The 19,521-nt window shown below is 75.0% G+C and carries 2 protein-coding genes; both read left to right on the top strand.

The window, feature by feature from the left end:
• Positions 1-77 precede the first annotated feature (77 nt).
• Positions 78-12,272 carry an SDR family NAD(P)-dependent oxidoreductase gene (locus PPSIR1_RS50695; RefSeq protein ID WP_269744684.1) on the top strand — a complete coding sequence of 4,065 codons (12,195 nt, stop codon included), beginning with the start codon at positions 78-80 and terminating at the stop codon, positions 12,270-12,272.
• The gene (locus tag PPSIR1_RS04295; protein ID WP_006969761.1) at positions 12,269-19,513 is read left to right on the top strand and encodes an SDR family NAD(P)-dependent oxidoreductase; all 7,245 of its coding nucleotides are present in this window, start codon (positions 12,269-12,271) and stop codon (positions 19,511-19,513) included. Before PPSIR1_RS50695 ends, PPSIR1_RS04295 begins: the two co-directional genes overlap by 4 nt.
• Positions 19,514-19,521 lie beyond the last annotated feature (8 nt).

Raw genomic sequence — 19,521 nt, 5'->3', positions numbered from 1 at the left:
CTCGGCCCTTCCCGGGGGCGGCCGCGGGCCTCTCGGGCCTGGCGACGGTCATCGCCCGGGAGCACCCCCGCTGGCGGGTGCGCTGCCTCGACGTCGAGGCTGGCAGCAGCGCCATGGACTGGCGCGCGCCCGCGGAGCGCCGCTCGACGGCGCTGGCTTTGCGCGAGGGCGGGCTGTGGCGCCGCGCCCTGGTGCCCGTCGACGCGGGCGCCCTCGAGGCTTCGGCCTTCGTCGAGGGCGGCACCTACCTCATCGTCGGCGGCGCGGGGACCATCGGCTTTGATCTGAGCATGCGCCTGGCTCGGCGCTGCGGCGCGACGGTGGTGTGGATGGGCCGGCGCCCCCTCGAGGGGCAGGTCGCCGAGCGAGCCGCGGCGGTGGCCGAGGCCGGCGGAGAGGTCCTCTACGTCCAGGCGGACGTCGGCGACCCCGAGGCCGTCGAGGCCGCGGTGGCCGAGCTGCTCGGGGCCTGCGAGGGCCTCGACGGGGTCGTGTTCGCGGCCCTCGCCTTCGCCCAGGCCGAGCTCGCTCAGCTCGACGCGGCCAGCTTCGCGGCGGCCCACGACTACAAGGTCGAGGGCGTCCGTCACCTCGTCGACGCCCTGCGTGGCGTGGCGCTGGACTTCTTCCTGATCGTGTCTTCGATCCAGTCCATGGTCGGCGACCGCGGCCAGGGAGCCTACGCTGCGGCGAGCGCCTACCAGGACGCCCTCGCCGACGCGGGCGTGGACGCGCCGTGGCCCTTGAAGGTGGTCGACTGCGGCTACTGGGGCAGCGGGCCCACGGCTGAGGCGGGCAACCGCGAGCGCCTCGCCGCGATCGGTCACGGGCTGATCGATCCCGAGCAGGGCCTGGACGCCATCGAGGGCGTGCTCGCCTCGGACCTGGCCCGGGTGGTGTTGATCGACGCGGCCCCGGACGTGCTCGCGGAGCTCGGCGCGCTCGAGGCTCCCGCGCTCGTCCCCGGCGGGCGTGCTGCTCGCTCGAGCCTCGAGCTGGCGACCCACGAGCAGCCCCTGCGCGCCCTGACCCAGGGCGTGTCCTTCGACGTCGACGCCAGCGCGCGCGCGGTCTGGGAGGGCCGCCTGGACGCGGGCCTGCTCGCCCTGTTCGCGGGCCTGGGCCTGAACGCCGGCGCGCTCGAGGATTGGCGGACGCAGGCGGGGGTCCAGCCTCGCTACCACCGCTTGTTCGACTCTCTCGTCGGTCTGTTGCGCGAGCGCGGGCTGCTGGAAGAGACGGCCTCGGGGTGCCGCCTGGTTGCGAAGGGGTCGGGCGTGAGCGCGCCGTTGCCCGCGAGCCTCGAGCCCCACCAGCGCCTGCTCGACACCTGCGTCGCGGCGGCCCCAGGGATCTTGCGCGGCGAGACCCTGGCCACGGACGTGCTCTTCCCCGGGGGCAGCACGGAGCTGGTCGAGGGCATCTACAAGGACAACCCCGTCGCCGACGGCTTCAACCAGGTGTGCGCGGGGACGGTCGCGCGCGCCGTCGAGGCGAGGCTCTCGGCCGGCGCCGAGGTCGTGCGCGTGCTCGAGCTGGGCGCGGGCACGGGCGGCACCTCGGCCGGGGTGCTCGCGGCCCTCGGGCGCTTTGGCGCTGCCGTCGAGTACACCTACACCGACGTGTCCGAGGCCTTCCTCGATCACGGCCGGGCGCGCTTTGCAGGTGCTAGCACGCAGCTGCGCTTCGCCCTGCTCGACGCCAGCGCCGAGCCGACGGGCCAGGGCTTCGCGGCCAAGGCCTACGATCTGGTCCTCGCCGCCAACGTGCTCCACGCGACGGCGCGCATCCGCGAGACCCTGGGTCACGCCCGGGCGCTGCTGCGCCGCGGGGGCTGGCTGGTGCTCAACGAGGTCACCCGCGTCGAGGCCTTCACGACCTTGACCTTCGGCCTGCTCGACGGGTGGTGGGCCTTCGACGACGAGGCGCTGCGCCTGCCCGGCGGGCCGCTCCTGGACGTGCCGGGTTGGCGCCGCGTGCTGGCTGCGGAGGGCTTCGTGCGCAGCGTCGCCCTTGGCGAGGGGGGCCAGCACGTGCTGGTCGCCGAGGCCGACGGACGCCGTCAGCGTCCGCGCGTGCAGCAAAAGCCGCGCCCGAGCGCGCCGCGACCGGTCGCCGCTTTGGCGGGAGTCGTCGAGCAGCCGCCCGTCTCCGGGTCGTCCACGTCGAGCGCGGGGGCCGTGGCCGAGTGCCTCGCCAAGGCGCTGTCCATGGACCCCGGGGAGATCGACGGCGAGCGGGCCTTCGCCGAGTACGGCCTCGACTCGCTCACGGGCATCGACCTGGTCACGGCGCTCAACCGCCGCCTGGGCCTGAACCTGCGCACGACGGTGCTCTACGACTACGGCAGCTACGACGCCCTGGTCGCGCACATCGACGGTCTGCCCGAGTTCGTCGCGGCCGCGCCCGCACCCGCTCCGGCACCGGCACGAGTAGCGACCCCGGTCGCGCCCGCTCCGGTCCCCGCTCGAGCGCAGGTCGCCTCGACGCCTTCGCCCGTCGAGCGCTCGCGCGGCGCCGTGGCGATCATCGGCATGTCCGGCCGCTACCCCGGCGCCGTCGACCTCGACGCCTACTGGTCCATGCTCGAGGCGGGCCGCTGCGCCGTGCGGGAGGTGCCGCCGGAGCGCTGGAGCCTCGACGGCTTCCACGACCCCCAGCGCGGGGTCAAGCGCCGCTCCTACTGCAAGGTCGGCGGCTTCATCGACGCCATCGACGAGTTCGACCCGAGCTTCTTCCGCTTCAGCCGCGCCGAGGCCGAGCAGACCGCACCGCAGCAGCGGCTGTTCCTCGAGCAGGCCTGGCGAACCATCGAGGACGCGGGCTACTCGGCCCAGCGCCTGGCCGAGTCCGACTGCGGCGTGATCGCGGGCGGCCTCGACGGGGACTACCTCAGCCGCCTGGTCGCCGCCGGGGCCGAGCAGCCCCAGGCGTTGTGGGGCACGGACAGCTCGGTGATCGCCGCGCGCGTGGCCTATTTCCTCAACCTGCGCGGGCCGACGGTGGTCCTCAACACGGCCTGCTCGTCGGCGCTGACGGCCATCCACCTGGCCTGCGATCGCATCCGCAGCGGGCAAAACTCGCTCATGCTCGCGGGCGCGAGCTTCCTGCTGGATCGGGCCTTCTACGTGTTCGCGGCCCAGGCGGGCATGCTCTCGCCGGCCGGGGTGTGCCGGGCCTTCGACGACCGCGCCGACGGCTTCGTGCCCGGCGAGGGCGTGGGCCTGGTCCTGCTCAAGTCCCTCGACGAGGCGCTGCGCGACGGCGACCGCGTCCACGGGGTGATCCGCGCCTCGGGCATCAACCAAGACGGGCGGACCAACGGGATCACGGCCCCGAGCACGGTGTCCCAGACCCAGCTCGAGGCCCAAGTCTACCGCGACTTCGACGTGGACCCGGCGAGCATCGGCTACATCGAGACCCACGGCACGGGCACCTCGCTGGGCGACCCCATCGAGTACCAGGCGCTGACCCAGGCGTGGGCCCAGGCGAGCGCCGAGCGGGGCAGCGCCCCGGCGCCGGTGGGCGGCTGCGCCATCGCCTCGGTCAAGACCAACATCGGCCACGCGGCCGTGGCCTCGGGCATGGCGAGCGTGCACAAGGTGCTGCTGGCCATGCGCCACCAGAGCATCCCGGCCTCGCTGCACTTCGAGCAGCCCAACCGGCACATCGCCTTCGCGGGCAGCCCCTTCGTGGTCAACACCGAGACCAAGGCCTGGGCTCCGGCAAACGAGGGCCCACGGCGCGCGGCGATCAGCGGCTTTGGCATGAGCGGGACCAACGCGCACCTGGTGCTCGAGGAGGCGCCGGCGAGGACCGAGCGCGAGGCTCCGGTGCGCTCGGCCTACCTCTTCCCCGTCAGCGCCCGCACCGAGGAGGCCCTGCGGACCTACCTGAGCGCGCTGGCGAACCATTGCGCGCAGACCCGGGACAGCGCGGCGCGCATCGCCTGGACCCTTCAGGTCGGGCGCAGCGAGTTCCCCGTGCGCGTTGCGTTCGTGGCCGCCGACCTCGACGAGCTGCGTCGGGCGATCGAGGCCTTCGTCACTGGGCAGGGGACGCGCGCGCCGACTCGGAACCTGCGTCGTGATCCCGGCCAGCCTCGGTTGAGCAAGGCCGAGCTGGCCCAGCGCAGCGCCGAGCTGGGAACGGAGCGCGACGTGACGCGGCTGCGCGAAGGCCTGGCGACGCTGGCCGAGGCCTTCGTTCACGGTCAGCGCCCGGACTGGGCGGCGCTGCTCGGCGCCCCCGCGCCGACGCCGGTGCCCCTGCCGGGTCATCCCTTGCGCAAGATCCGTTGCTGGATCCCCGAGGGGACGCAGGCGACGGCGGAGCCCGTCGTCGCTCAGACATCGGCGCCGGCCGTGATGCAGGTCCAGCGCGGGCAGATCGACGGTCGACCGGCGGCGCTGCTCGAGCTCGATCCCCAGGCCTGGGTCCTCGACGATCACCGCGTCGAGGGCCGCGCGATCTTCCCGGGCGCGGCCTACATCGAGTTCGCCCGGGCGGCCGCCGAGCTCCTCGAGGGCCGGCGGGTCGCGGGCGTCCACGAGCTGGTCTGGCTGCGTCCGCTGAGCCCCGAGGGGCCGGGGGCGCGGGTCGTGCTGAGCTGGCGCGGAGACGCCGAGGCGGGGCACTTCGAGGTCCGCAGCTGCGGGCCGAAGGATCCCCTGGACGGCGCCTCGCTGCCCGTTCACGCCCGCGGGCGGGTGAGCTGGGGCGAGCCCGAGGCGTCCTTGGCCGAGGCTCCGCGCCCGACCGGGGACGAGCGCGAGCTGCCCGCGGGCCCCGAGCTCTACCGGGCCTTCGCGTCCATGGGCCTGGGCTACGGGCCCTCCTTCCAGGTCATCACCGAGCTGCGCGCCTCGTCGACCTGCGCCCGCGCCCGCCTGCGTCCGAACGGGGCGGCGCGCGAGGACGGCTCGCTGCAGCTGTCGCCGGGTCTGCTCGACGGCGCGCTCCAGTCCCTCATCGGGCTGGCGCTGGCCGAGGGCGCGGGGTCGCGGGACGCCGCGGGCGAGTCCGCCAGCCCCTTCGTGCCCTTCATGGTCGAGTCCGTGGCCATTCACGGGACCATGCGCGACGCGTGTCGGGTCCAGGTGTGGCGCGAGCCCGGCGGGCGCCGAGGCGTCGAGCGCTTCAGCGTCCGGGTCGAGGGCGAGGACGGTGCGCTTCGCGTGGCGATCCGCGGGTTGAGCGTGCGTCGGTTGACCCCGCCGCAGCCGGAGCGAAAGCCCAACGCGAACGCGGGCGAGCTGCTGTGGGCGACGCCCGACTGGCGGCCGAGTCCGGCGCAGCCCGGGGCTCCGTTGAATCCGGGCGCCGTCGCGCTGATCGGCGGCGACGAAGCACACCGAGACGCCCTCGCCCGTCGCCTGGGTCGCCCCGTGCTCGCGTCGAGCCTCGCCGAGGCCCGCGCGCAGCTCGACGCTTCGCCCCTCGCCGCGGTAGTCCACGTCCCTGGGGCGCGCCCCCTCGACGAGGCCTTCACCCTCGCGCGCCTGTTGGCCGCGCCGACGTCTGCGGGTCCGCGCTTTAGTCGGCGCGCGCGCCTGCGTCTGCTCGCCCTGCATGGCGAGCTCGACGCGCGGCCCCTGGGCGCCTTCCTGCGCTCGCTGCAGGCCGAGCTCGTTGGCCTGGACGTCGCCAGCTTGGGCGTCGAGGCAGGCCTGAGCGCGGCCGAGTGGGCCGAGCAGGTCGCCGCCGAGCTCGGCACGGACATGGGCGGCAGCGCAGAGGTCGAGCGCCGCGTTCAGGCCGGCCAGCGGAGCGTCCGTCGCATGCTCCGGCGTCAGCCGACTGCACCCCTGACCCCGCGCGAGCGCGCGGTCGTGTTGATCACGGGCGGCGCGGGCGGGCTGGGTGCAGCCTTCGCCCGAGCCCTGGCGAAGGGCTGCGCGGCCCGGGTGGTGCTGTGCGGTCGTCGACCTGCGGACGCGGCCATCGAGGCGCTGCTGCGCGAGCTCGAGGCCCTCGGCGGCGAGGCCATGTACGCGCCCTGCGACGTCACCAACGCGGGCGCCGTAGCGGCGCTGGTCGAGCAGGCCCGCCGCCGCTTTGGCGCGATCCATGGGGTGATCCACGCCGCCGGCGTGACCCGGGACGCGAAGGTCGTCGATCAAGACCCCGCGAGCCTGGCCACGGTGCTCGGGCCCAAGCTCGACGGCGCCCGAGCCCTCGATGAAGCCCTCGGCGCGAGCCCCCTCGACTGGATGGTCCTGTGCGGCTCCATGTCCGGCGTGTGGGGCAACCCCGGGCAGGCCGTCTACGCCTACGCCAACGCCTGGCTCGACGCCTTCGCGGCCGAGCGGGAGGCCCTGCGCGCGGCGGGTCGGCGCCATGGTTTGACCTGCTCGATCGCCTGGCCGCTGTGGCAGCGAAGCGGGGGAGAGGGCATGGGCGTCGACGCCGAGACCCAGCGCTTGCTCGCGACCACCATGGGCCTCGAGCCCATGCCCGAGGCGCGGGGAGCCGCGGCCTTGCTCGAGGCCTTGAGCCTGGGCGAGCCGGCCGTCGCGTTGGCCCACGGTCGCGTCGAGCGATTGATCGCCGCGCTCGGTGTGGAGGACGAGGCCAGCGGAGCGGGTGAGCTCGAGGCCGCGGAGGCCTTCGTGCGCCGCGCGGCGGCCGAGGCCCTCGGGCTCGCCCTCGACGACGTCGATCTCGACGAGTCGCTGCGGGACCTGGGCGCGGACGCCCTGAGCTCGACGGCCCTGGCTCGCGCGCTCGAGGCTCGCTTTGGCGGCTCGCGCTCGCCGACCAGCCTCGCCGCGTACCCCAGCTTGCGCAGCCTGGCCCGGAGCCTGGCGACGGGTACGGACGCGCCCACCTTCGAGGTCGCGCCGAGCCGCGCGTCGAGCCCGGTCGAGCGAGCGCCCTCGAACACCGAGGGCGCGGCGGATCGCCTGGGTCAGCGCCTGCGCGAGCTCGTCGCCGAGCTCGTCGGGCTCGGCCTCGAGGAGGTCGAGCTCCACGACGACCTGTCGGAGTTCGGCTTCGACTCGCTCAAGCTCACGGAGTTCGCCAACCAGCTCAACGAGGCCTTCGGCACGGCCTTCACCCCGGCGGTGATGTTCGAGTTCGACTCCCTGGCCAGCCTGGCCGAGGACATGCGCAGCCAGGGCGTGCGCTTGCAAGAAGTCGTGGCAACACAGCCGGCGCCCGATCCCGCGCCGCCCCAGCGCGCGCAGGTCGAGCAGCCCGAGCTCCCCGAGCTCCCCGAGCTCCCCGTCGACGAGGACGCCGTCGCCATCGTCGGCATGAGCGGCCGGCTGCCAGGCAGCGTCGACCTCGACGCCTTCTGGTCGGCCCTCGACCAGGGCCGCGACCTGATCACCGAGGTCCCCGCGGCCCGCTGGGACTGGCAGGCCGCGTCCGAGGCCGCCAGCGACGTCGGCCGCGGCCGGGTCCGCTGGGGCGGCTTCATGCCCGAGGTCGATCGCTTCGACCCGCAGTTCTTCGGCATCTCCCCGCGCGAGGCCGAGCTCATGGATCCGCAGCAGCGGCTGATCCTCGAGTGCGTGTGGCACTGCATCGAGGACGCGGGGCACCGGCCGTCCTCGCTGGCGGGGACGCGCACGGCCCTCTACGTCGGGGTCGCGGGCCTCGACTACACCGAGCTGGTCAAGCAGGCCGCGGGGGCGATCGGCGCCCACAACTCGACGGGGATGACCCACAGCATCCTCGCCAACCGCGTGTCCTACCTGCTCAACCTGCGCGGGCCGAGCTCGCCGGTGGACACGGCCTGCTCGAGCTCGCTGGTCGCGATCATGCACGCCGTCGCGGCGATCCGCACGGGCGCGGCGGACATGGCCATCGCCGGAGGGGTCAACGCCCTGCTCAGCCCCTCGATGTTCACGGCCTTCGCCCGCGCGGGCATGCTCAGCCCGCGGGGCCGCTGCCGGACCTTCGACGACAGCGCCGACGGCTACGTCCGCGGCGAGGGGGTCGGGGCGGTGTTCCTCAAGCCCCTGCGCCGGGCCCTGGCCGACGGCGACACGATCCACGCGATCGTCCGCGGCTGCGCCCAAAACCACGGCGGGCGGGCGAAGTCGCTGACGGCCCCCAACCCCAACGCGCAGGCGGACCTGCTCGTCGACGCGTGGACCCGGGCGGGGCTGCACCCGAGCATGCTCGACTACGTCGAGGCCCACGGCACGGGCACCTCGCTGGGCGACCCCATCGAGCTCAACGCCCTGGGCAAGGCCATCGCCAACTTCCCGGCGCCGACGGCCGAGCAGGCCATGGCGCCGGGCTGCGAGCGCGTCGGCGTCGGCTCGATCAAGACCTACGTGGGTCACCTCGAGGCCGCGGCGGGCATCGCCGGCGTGCTCGGGGTGCTGCTGGCCATGCGCCACGGGAAGCTCCCGGGCAACCTGCACTTTGAGACCCTCAACCGGCACATCCGCCTCGAGGGTACGCCCCTGGACATCGTGGATCGGCCGCGTCCGTGGCCGCGCTCGCGCGACGCCCAGGGCCGCGCGCAGCCGCGTCGGGCCGGGGTCAGCTCCTTTGGCTTTGGTGGCGCGAACGCCCACGTGGTGCTCGAGGAGTATGTGCCCGCGGCGGACGGGCGCCCGGCCTGCGCGGGCCCGCAGCTCGTCGTGCTCTCGGCGCGCAGCGAGGCCGCGCTCCAGCGCCAGGCCCAGGCTTTGCTCGGGCACCTCGAGGGCGACGGGCAGCCGCGCCTCGACGACCTCGCCTTCACCCTGGCGGACGGGCGCGAGGCCTTCGCCGATCGCCTGGCGATCGTCGCGTCGAGCGTCGGCGAGCTCCTGGGCGAGCTCGACGCGTGGCTGCGCGGGGACTCGCGCTCCCGGGCGCTGCAAGGAAGCGTGGATGCCCTGCGCCGGCGCCTGGTCGGCGGTCGCGGGGGGCAGCCGGGCGTCGTCGACACGACGAGCGCCGCGGCCCTCGAAGGTGTGGGTCGGCGCTGGGTCGCCGGTGAGCTCCACGAGCTCGGCGAGCTCTTCGTCGGCGCGCGGCGGGTGTCGCTGCCGGGCTACGCCTTCGCGCGGGAGCGCCACTGGATCAGCGGGGGCCCCGCGCCCACGCCGAGCGTCGCGAAGCCTGTCGCGCCGAAGCCAGCCGAGCCCGCGCCGAGGCCGGTGAGCGCCGAGGAGGGCGAGCCCTTCTTCTTTTGCCCGCGCTGGCGTCGGGTCCCGGCGCCGAAGCCAGTCGAGCTCGAGGCCCGCGGCCCGCTGTGGGTGGTGTGCGTCGAGGATGACCCGCAGCTGGTCGACGCCGTCGCCGAGTCCCTGGGCGTGGACGAGGTCTCGGTGCTCAGCGCCGAGGTCCTCGCCCGACCAGACCTGCGCGAGTGCGTCGCCGGCTTGCCCCTGCCCGAACACCTGGTGTTCCTGGGCGGCGGACCGACGGCCCGCGCGGGCGAGGAGGGCCTCGAGCTCGCCGAGCTCGCGACCGGGCGCGCGCTGACCTTGCTGCGCTTGATCAAACTGCTGCTCGACCTGGACCTGCGTCGGAGGGCGCTGCGCGTGAGCGCGTTCAGCTTTGGGGTCCACGACGGCCACGCCGAGCTCGCGCCGCTGTCCGGACAGGGCGCGGCCGCTCCGGCGGACGCCTGCCTCCACGGCATGCTGGGCTCCCTGGCCCGGGAGTACCCGAGCTGGACCGTGGAGCTCGTCGACCTCGACGGAGACCTCGACGGGCCCGCGGCCGCCGAGGCCCTGAGCGCGTGCCTTTGTCGGGGCGGCGTCCCGGGGACCTGGGCCGTGCGCGGCGGGGCCTGGTACGCCCGCGGCCTCGAGACCCTGCGCCCCTCGGCCGACGCTCGCGCTACCGCAGGCCTGCGCCGCGGCGGGGCCTACCTCATCCTCGGCGGCTCCGGCGGCTTGGGCCTGACCTTGGGTCGACACCTCGCGGGCCTCGGCGCGCGCGTGGCCCTGGTCGGTCGTCGCCCCCTCGACGCCGAGCTGCGCCAGACCCTGGCGAGCTTCGAGGCCGAGGCGCCCGGCGCTCGGGCGATCTACCTGCGCGCCGACGCGAACGCGCCGGGCAGCATCGCCGCGGCGGTGCGCGAGGCCGCGGACGCCTTCGGCGGCCTCGACGGGGTGGTGCACTCGGCCATGGATCTGTGCGACGTGGCCTACGAGGCCATGGACGAGGGCCTGCTCCGGCGGGCGCTGACGCCCAAGGTCCACGGCTGCGTCGAGCTCATCGAGGCCTGCGCCGGTCTCGGGCTCGACTGGATCGCGCTGTTCTCCTCGGGCCAGTCCCTGTCCACGGACGCGGGCCAGGGCAACTACGCGGCGGCCTGCACCTTCGAGGACGCCTACGGTCGGGCCGTGGCCGCGGCCGGCTCGGTGCCGGTGCGGGTGATCAACTGGGGCTACTGGGGCAGCGTCGGCGCGGTCAAGGACGAGCGCTACCGCCGTCGCCTGGCCGCCCGGGGCATCCGCGCCATCGAGCCCGCGCGCGGGCTGGCGGCCTTCGAGGCCGTGCTCGCCGCTCCGTCGCCGCAGCTGCTGGCCTTCGCCGCGGAGCCCTGGCTGCGCGAGCGCATGGGCATCGACGACGACGCCGCGCTCTCGGTCTTGGGCGTCGCCCCGAGCCGCGAGGGCGCGCTGGTGGTCGAGCCGCCGCCCCTCGACCTCGCCGTGCTCGAGCGGGCCCGGGGCAGCGCCGCCGCGCTCACGCGTCAATCCGCGGCGCTCTTGGTCGGAGCGCTGAGCCGGGAGGGGGCGCTGCCCGAGCGCGGTCGCAGCTTCGAGCCCGAGGCCGCCGCGGCGCGCCTGGGCGTGGACGGAGCGCACCGCGGCGTGTGGGCAGCTTTTGTCCATTTGCTCCGTGACGCCGGCGCGCTCGAGCGCAGCAGCGAGGGGACGTGGACGGTCTCCGCCGAGGCCGAGGCCCTGCGCCGCGAGGCCGCGAACACCGAGGCCCTGGCGGCGCGCTACCCCGAGCTGGGTCCGCACCTGCGCCTGCTTCAGGCCTGCGTGCCGGCGAGCCCGGCGATCTTGCGCGGGACGACGACGGCCCCCGAGGTGCTCTTCCCCGGCGGCTCCATGGAGCTCGTCGAGGGCATCTACGCCGGCGACGCGATCACCGACTACCACAACCAGCTCGCGGCCGCGGCCGTCGAGGCGGCGCTGCGCGAGCGCTTGCGCGAGGATCCAAACGCTCGCCTGCGGGTGCTGGAGATCGGCGCGGGCACGGGGGGCACGAGCGCCTCGGTGCTCGCGCGCCTGGCCAAGCTCGGCTGGGCGGATAGGCTCGAGTACGCCTACACGGACCTCTCGGCCGGCTTCGTGCGCCACGGCGAGCGCAGCTTCGGCGCCCACGCCTTCGCCCGCTTCTTCGAGCTCGACCTCGAGCGGCCCTTCCCCGAGCAGGGCGTGGCGCTGGGCAGCGTGGACGTGGTCCTGGCCGCCAACGTGGTCCACGCGACCCGCGACGTCGCGGCCTCGGTCGCGCGCATCAAGACGGCGCTGCGCCCCGGCGGCGCGATCGTGCTGCTGGAGACCGTGGCCACCCAGGCCTTTGCGACCTTGACCTTCGGGATGACGCCGGGGTGGTGGCTGTTCGAAGATCCGCACTGGCGCCTGGACCACGCCCCGCTGCTGGGGCCGGCCCTGTGGCGGCGCTTGCTGGCGCAGGAGGGCTTTGGCGCCGTGGCGATCCACGGCCTGCCCGGGGTGGCCGAGGGCGAGCTCGTGCAGGGCGTCGTCGTCGGACACAGCGACGGCGTGGTCGGGACGCGGGCGCAGGCTGCCGTCGTCGAAGCGGCTGCGCCCGCGCCTGCGACTCGCTCCGTCGAGCCGAGCGGCCATGTCGAGGGGGTCGAGGGTGAGGCCGTGCTCGACTGGCTGCGCGAACGCTTCGCCAGGGTCCTCAAGCTCGACCCCGCCGACTTCGACCCGCGGGCGACCTTCGAGATCTACGGGGTCGACAGCCTCGTGGGCATGGAGCTGGTCCGCGAGCTCGAGACTGAGCTGGGGCCGCTGCCGGCGACCTTGCTGTTCGAGAACCCGACCCTGGAGGCGCTGGCCGACACCCTGAAGTCCAGCGCCGCCGAGGGCCTGGCCAAGGCCTTGCCGACCGTCGAGGCCCCGCGCCCACGGGCGCCGCAACCCGAGCCCGCGCGCGCTCAAGCGTCGCGGCCCGAGCCCGCCGCGGACACCCCCGCGTCCGACCTGTCCGACGCCGTCGTCGATGGCCTGTCCGACGACGCCCTCGACAGCCTGCTCGCGCGCCTCGACCGGGCCCTGGCCACGCCGCAGGCGCTGCGCACGAACTCGAGGGATCGACGATGACCACGACCGACAAGCGCGCGCGCAAGCGCCAGATCCTGCGCACCTTGCTGCGCTCGACCCTCGCCGACCTCCCGGCGGACGCCGTGGCGATCGTCGGCGTCGCCGGCCGCTACCCCGAGGCGCCGACCCTCGACGCGCTGTGGGCCAACCTCCTCGCCGGCCGCGAGTCCATCTCCGAGCTGCCCACGGATCGCTTTGACTGGCGGCGATGGTTGGGCGAGCGGGGCGAGCCCGGGGCCCTCTACACGGCGCGCTGCGGCGTGCTCGAGGACGCCGAGTGCTTCGACCCGATGTTCTTCGGCATCCCCCCGCGGGAGGCCTGGACCATGGACCCCCAAGAGCGGGTGTTCCTCGAGGTCGCGTGGGCGGCCTTCGAGGACGCGGGCCTGGTGCCCTCGCGCCTCGCCGCCAGCGAGGCTCGGGTGGGCGTGTTCGTGGGCGCGATGAACAACGGCTACACGGGCCTGGGCGCCAACGCCTGGGGGCGGGCGCAGGCCGGCCACGCCGACGCGGGCCGGGGCGTGGGCGCGCGCAGCTCGTTTTGGTCCATCGCCAACCGCCTGTCCTACCTGTGCAATTTCACGGGCCCCAGCCTCGCCGTGGACACGGCCTGCAGCGCCTCGTTGACGGCGATCCACCTGGCCTGCGAGAGCCTGCGCCGGGGCGAGTGCGAGCTCGCGGTCGCGGGCGGGGTCAACCTGATCACCCACCCGCTGCAGCTCATCGGCCTGTGCGGCATGGGCATGCTCTCGCCCTCGGGGCGCTGCAGCAGCTTCGGCGCGGCGGCGGACGGCTTCGTCGACGGCGAGGGTGCCGGCGCCGTCGTGCTCCGCCCCCTGGCCCAGGCGATCGCCGCCCGGGATCCGATCTGGGGCGTGATCCGGGGCAGCTCGATCAACGCTGGCGGCAAGACCTCGGGCTACACCGTGCCCAACCCCCGGGCCCAGGCCGCGTGCGTGCGCGGGGCCCTCGAGCGGGCCGAGGTCGACCCGCGCAGCATCTCCTACGTCGAGGCCCACGGCACCGGCACGACCCTGGGCGACCCCATCGAGCTCGCTGGGTTGAACGCGGCCTTTGGGCGCGACGCGGACGGCGAGCAGCCGCGCCGGGCCCTCGCGTCGATCAAGGCCAACCTCGGTCACCTCGAGTCGGCGGCGGGGGTCTGCGGGCTCACGCGCATCCTCTTGCAGCTGCGCCACGAGACCCTGGCGCCGGCCATCCACGGCGATCCGCCGAATCCGCGGGTCGCCTTCGAGGGCTCGAGCTTCGAGCTGGTGCGGACGGCCCAGGCGTGGACCCGGCCGGTGCTCGACGGCGTCGAGCAGCCCCTGCGCGCGGGGCTGAGCTCCTTTGGCGCGGGCGGAGCCAACGCGCACCTGATCGTCGAGGAGCTCGCCGATCCCCTGGCCGCCCTCGAGCCCGAGCTGCGTCCGCCTCATCTGCTCTTGCTCAGCGCCCGCGAGCCCGAGCGTCTGCGGGTCTACGCCGCGCGCATGGCCGACGCCCTCGCGCAGGGAGGCGAGGCCGCGCGCGAGCTGGGTCGGGCCTGCCACACCCTCGCCGTGGGTCGTGAGGCCATGGCCGAGCGCCTGGTCGTGGTCGGCGAGGACGCGGACGCGATGGTCGCGGGGCTGCGCGCCTACGCGGACGGGCGCGAGCACCCGGGGCTGTCCGTGGGGCGCAGCCTGCCGACCCGCGAGCGCGGTCCGGCTCCGAATCGGGCGCTGCACCCCGAGGCCGAGCTCGAGCTGCGCCTGGTCTGGGCGCGGTGGTGGCTGGTCGGGGGTGAGGTCGACTGGGCTCGGGGGGCGAGCACGCCGGGGCCACGGCGGATGTCCTTGCCGACCTATCCCTTCGCGCGCGAGCGCTACTGGATCGGCGAGGAGGCGCTGGGGAAAGCGGAGGCCTCGTCGTGGATGCTGGGCGCGGACGATTGGCGCACGCAGGAGCATCGGATCCAGGGGCGGGCGCTGTTGCCCGCGGCCGGGTTGATCGCGCTCTTGCTCGAAGGCGGCGGCCAGCTCGAAGAGCTCGAGCTGCTCGCGCCGATGGTGGCCGGGGCCGATGGCCTCGCCCTGGCGCTGAACCGAGGGGCGGACGGCCGCGTCGAGATCCGCAGCGACGACTCGAGCTGCGCGACGGTCCATGTGCGGCCCGAGCTCGAAGGCGAGGCGGGGCGCGTGGACCTGCAGGCGATCGCGGCACGTTGCGGCGCGCCCACCCACGACGACCCCTACGCGGCCTTCGCCGCCGCGGGCATCGAGTACGGGCCGCGCTTTCGCCTGCTCCAGAGCCTCGCCCTGGGCGAGGGCGAGTGCCTCGTCGACCTCGACGGCGCGGGCGAGGCGAGCTGGACGGCGCTGTTCGACGCCGCGTTCCAGTCCGTGTTCGCGCTGACCCAGGCGGAGCAGCTGTGCGTCCCTCGACGGGTCGAGGCCGCTCGCTGCTTCGCGCCTGCGAAATTCCCGGCGCGGGCCCACGTGCGCGCTCGGGCGGGGCGCGAGCTGTGCTTCGATCTCACGGTCTGCGACGGCGGCGGTCGGGTGCTCGGGGAGGTTCGCGGGCTCGAGCTCGCGGTGCTCGGAGCGACTCGATCGCGCGAAGGACGGCTCACCTTGGGCTCGACCCACGCCGCCGTCGAGCTGCCGCAGCCGGCGCTCGGAGAGGCTCCGCGACGGATCCTCGTCCTGTGTCCCCAGGCCGAGATGGACGACCTGGGCGAGGCGCTGCGGGCTACGGGTCCGGACCGCGAGTGGGTCGTCGAGGCGGCGGAGCCTTGCCTCGCCGATGCACCGGAGGCCCTCGACGCTCGGGTCGCAGCCTGGCTCGCCGACGGATGGTGGCCAGAGCTGATCCTCGACGGCACCGGGGCGCTCCCCAAGGTCGAGGCCGGTCGCGCCGGCGTGGCGCTCTTGCGCGTGCTCGGCTGCCTGCACGCTCGGGCCGCGGGCGCCTCGCTGCGTTGTCTGTCGTGGTCTCGGGCCGCGGGTGACGTCCGGGGTCTGCGGGCGCTGGCGCCGGCCTTCGTCTCGCTGCGCGGGGAGTGGAGCGGTTTTGTGGGCGGGGCCGTGGTGGTCCACGACGCCCTCGAGCCGAGGGCGCTCGCCGAGCGTCTGTGGGCCGAGGCCCGCGCGCTCGGAGGTCGCGACGCGGCGCCTTTGGTGGAGCTCGTCGAAGGGCACCGCATGGGCCCCGCGCTCGCCGAGATCGAGGACAAGACGCAGCCCGCAGAGCCGGTCCACAGCTGGCTGATCACCGGCGGCCTGGGCGGCCTGGGCCAGACCTTGGCCCGCCACCTCGCCGCGACGACCCCGGGCGTGCGCCTGCACCTGTGTGGTCGCTCCGACCTGGACGCAGCCGGGCAGGCCAAGCTCGACGCCCTGCGCGAGGCCGGGGCCGAGGTCGACTACCGCGCTTGCGACCTGCGCGACGCCGCGGCCGTGGCCGAGTGGGTCGCCCACGCCCAAGCTCGGGGCGGAGTCGAGGGCGTGCTGCACTGCGCGGGGGTGTTGGCCGACGGGCGCCTCGCGGACCAGCGCGCGTCCCTGGAGACCGTCGTCGACGTCAAGCGCCTGGGCGCGCTGAACCTCGACCGCGCCACGGCACAGCTGCCCGTGCGCCGCTTCGTGCTGTGCGCTTCGATCGCTGGCGTGTTCGGGAGCCCGGGGCAGGTGGCCTACGCCTACGCCAACGCTTTCCTCGACGCCTTCGCCCACCACCGGGAAGTCCTTCGAGTCCAGGGCGCGCGCTCGGGGAGCTGTTGCGCCATCGACTGGCCGGCCCTGCGCGAGGGCGGCATGCAGCCCAGCGCGGCGAGCCGCGATCGCATGCGCAAGGCCCTGGGCCTTGGCGAGCTCGACGCGGCCGGTGTGGCCGCGGCGTTCGATGCGGCGCTGGCAGGGTCGCACGCTCAGCGCGTCGCCCTGGTTGGGGATCGAGAGCGGCTGCGGGCGCGGCTCGCCAGCCCCAAGGTCGAGCCCTCGCCGACGCCGACGCCGACGCCTTCCAAGGCCGGAGCCCTCGACGCGGCGCGCGAACTGGTCCTCGGGGTCATGGAGGAGGTCCTCGAGGTCCCCGCGGCGCGCGTGCGGTTGAGCGATCGCTTCGACCAGTACGGCGTCGACTCGATCTCCGCCGTCGCCATGGCCCGCGCCCTCGGGCGCAGCCTGGGCGCCGTGCCCGAGACCCTGTTCCTCGAGTACCCCGTCATCGACGAGCTCGCCGGCGCCCTGGTCGAGGACTTCCCCGAGGCCTTCGAGGCTGGAGTTGAGGCTGAGGCGAAGGTCGAGCCCGAGCCCGAAGTCTTCGTGCCTGCGCCGACGCCCTCGGTGACGGTCGAGCGCCCGCGGGACGAGGACGACGACGCCGTCGCAATCATCGGCATGGCCGGCCGCTTCCCCGGCGCGCCGGACATCGCCGCCTACTGGTCGCTGCTGCGCGAGGGCAACGCGAGCATCACCGAGGTCCCCGCGGATCGCTGGGACTGGCGCGAGCACGGCGAGGGCAGCCGCTACGGGGCCTTCCTCGACGGCGTCGATCGCTTCGACCACGCCCTGTTCGGCATGGGCCGGGTCGAGGCCGCAGCCCTCGACCCCAGCGAGCGGCTCATGCTCGAGCTGGCCTGGGAGGCCTTCGAGGCCGCCGGCTACCCCCGGGCGCGGCGCGAGGCCCTGGGCCGTCGCGTGGGCGTCTACACCGGCTGCATGTACCGGCAGTACGCCGAGCTGGCCGGGGACGCGCGGACCCGCGGGCTGCTGTCGGCGGGCTCGAACTGGTCCATGGCCAACCGCGTGTCGTGGTCCTTCGACCTGCGCGGGCCGAGCCTGGCCCTCGACAACGCCTGCGCCTCCGGGCTGACGGCGCTGGACCTGGCCTGCCAGGCCCTCGCGCGCCGGGACTGCGCCCTGGCCCTGGTCGGCGCCGTGAACCTGAGCCTGAGCCCGCACAAGCACGCGGCGCTGCAGCTCATGGGGCTGAGCGCGTCCGGGCCGACGCCGCGGCTGTTCGGCGGCGGCGACGGCTTCGTCGCGGGCGAGGGCGCAGCGGCCCTGGTGCTCGCGCCGTTGAAGGACGCTCGGTCGCGAGGAGACGCGATCCTGGCGATCGTTCGAGGCAGCGCGAGCAGCCACGGCGGGCGCACGGCGGGCTTTAGCGTGCCCGATACGGCGGAGCTCGCCGAGGTCGCGCGCCGAGCCCTGGACCGAGCCGGGCTCGAGCCCGAAGGCCTCGACTACCTCGAGCTCGCCGCCAACGGCTCGGCGATCGCCGACGCCGTGGAGCAGCGCGCCCTCGGGCGGGTGTTCGGCGGGCGCGAGCGGGGATTGCCGGTCGGCTCGACCAAGGCCAGCATCGGCCACCTCGAGGCGGCCTCGGGCCTGGCGCAGGTCATCAAGGTCGTCGAGCAGCTGCGCCGTCGAACCCTGGCGCCCTCCTTGCCCGCGGGCGCGGCCGAAGCTGGTTCGCGCCTGACTCGGGGCTTCGAGCTCGTCGACGCGGCCCGGCCCTGGGCCCCGAGCACGGACGCGCCGCTGCGCGCTGGCGTGCAGTCTCTGGGCGCGGGGGGCTCGAACGCCTTCGTGATCCTCGAGGCCGGGGAGGCGCCCACCGACGCTGCCGCGGACGAGGCGGACCGGCCGCAGCTGTTGCTGTTCTCGGCCCACGACGACGAGCGCTTGCGGGCCCTCGTCGCGGCCACGTGCGCGCGCATCGATGCCGAGCCGCCGCGCCTGTCCGACCTGGCCCACACCCTGCGCAGCGCTCGTGAGCGCCTGCCCGAGCGCCTGGCCGTGGTCGCTCGCGGGGTCGACGAGCTGCTCGCGGGGTTGCGCGCGTGGCTGGCCGAACCCGACGCGCGCGGGGGCCTGCCCGCCCTCGCCCGTGGCCGAGCCGAGGCCGTCGATCCCGTGTTCGAGGGCCCCGAGGGCGAGGACTTCGTGCGCGCCCTGGTCCGCAACGGTCGCCTCGCCGAGCTCGCGCGCCTGTGGGTGCGGGGCGTCGAGGCGCCGGTGGCCGCGGACCCGAGCGCGCGCCTGGTCGCGCTCCCGGCTTACCCCTTCGCGCCCACGGTGTGCTGGCTCGAGCCGGCGACGCCGAGGGCGGAGAAGCTCGCGCCCGTGGAGCTCGGCGCGGTCGAGCGCGGCGTGTCCGAGCTGCTCGCCGAGCTGCTCGAGCTCGAGGTCGGCCGCGTGGGCCCCGAGCGACCCTTCGCCGAGCTGGGCCTGGACTCCATGCTGGGCTCTTTCCTGCTCGCGGGCATCGGCCAGCGCTTCGGCGTGCGCCTGCCCCTGGCGAGCCTGCGCGAGCTCGAGACCGTCGGCGCCCTCGTCGAGCGGGTCCGCGGGGGCCTGAGCTACGTCGAGCTCGAGGCGCCGCCCAAGGGCCTCGTCGAGCTGCGGGCCGCCGGTTCGCAGGGCTCGAGCTTGTGGATCCACGGGGCGCCGGGCTTCGCCTTCGTGTTCCGCGACATGCCCAGCCTCGTGCCCGAGGGATTGTCCGTGCACGCCGTCGAGGCCCGCGGTCTCGACGGGGCCGAGGCGCCCTTCGCCAACTTCGACGCCCAGGCCGATCACTACCTCGAGCTGCTGCGCAGCGCCCGGCCGCGGGGGCCCTACCTCGTCGGCGGCTACTCCCTGGGCGGCGTGCTTGCCATCGAGGTCGCCAGCCGGCTGCAGGCGCTGGGCGAGGTCGTCCGCGGCGTGGTGCTGTTCGACACCCTGCCCGTGGACGACGCGAGCCTGGGCACGGGCGAGCTCGAGGGGCGGCAGTGGAAGCGCATGGTCGCCGACATGTTCCTCGCCGAGGGCCGCCTGCCCGAGACCGTCCTCGACGGCGTCCCGCCCTCGCTGCACGCCTCGACCCTGGCGACCGCTCTGAGGGCGGCGGGGCGGACCATCGTGCCCAAGGCCCAGCTCTACGCCCACCTGCGCGGCGCGCTGTCGGTGTGCGAGCACCACGGCGAGGGCCTGCGCCGCTGGGCCGAGGGCGAGGCCCCGCGCCTGCGCGGCGTCGAGCTGCTCTACTTCCGCGCCGGCCTCACCACCCGCGGCGAGCCCGTGGACCCCGACGCCGCCGAGGCCCGCGTGGCCCCGTGGCGCGCCTGCGTCGACGGGCCCGCGCGCGTCGTCGATCTGCCCGCCGATCACTTCGAGCTCCTCGCGCCCGGAAACCACGACCGAATCCAGGCCGAGCTCGACGCGCTGCTGCGCCCGCAGGGCTCCGGCGCCCTCTCTCTTCTCTCCTGACCGCTGCT

It is taken from the genome of Plesiocystis pacifica SIR-1 (assembly GCF_000170895.1).
GTDB lineage: Bacteria > Myxococcota_A > Polyangia > Nannocystales > Nannocystaceae > Plesiocystis > Plesiocystis pacifica.
The sequence above is the reverse complement of the archived record's forward strand: the minus strand, read 5'-3'. Positions and strand labels throughout refer to the sequence as shown.

Bases quoted from the DNA above. Each gene is read 5' to 3' on its own strand.
- PPSIR1_RS04295 (WP_006969761.1), top strand. From the start codon at position 12,269: ATGACCACGACCGACAAGCGCGCGCGCAAGCGCCAGATCCTGCGCACC.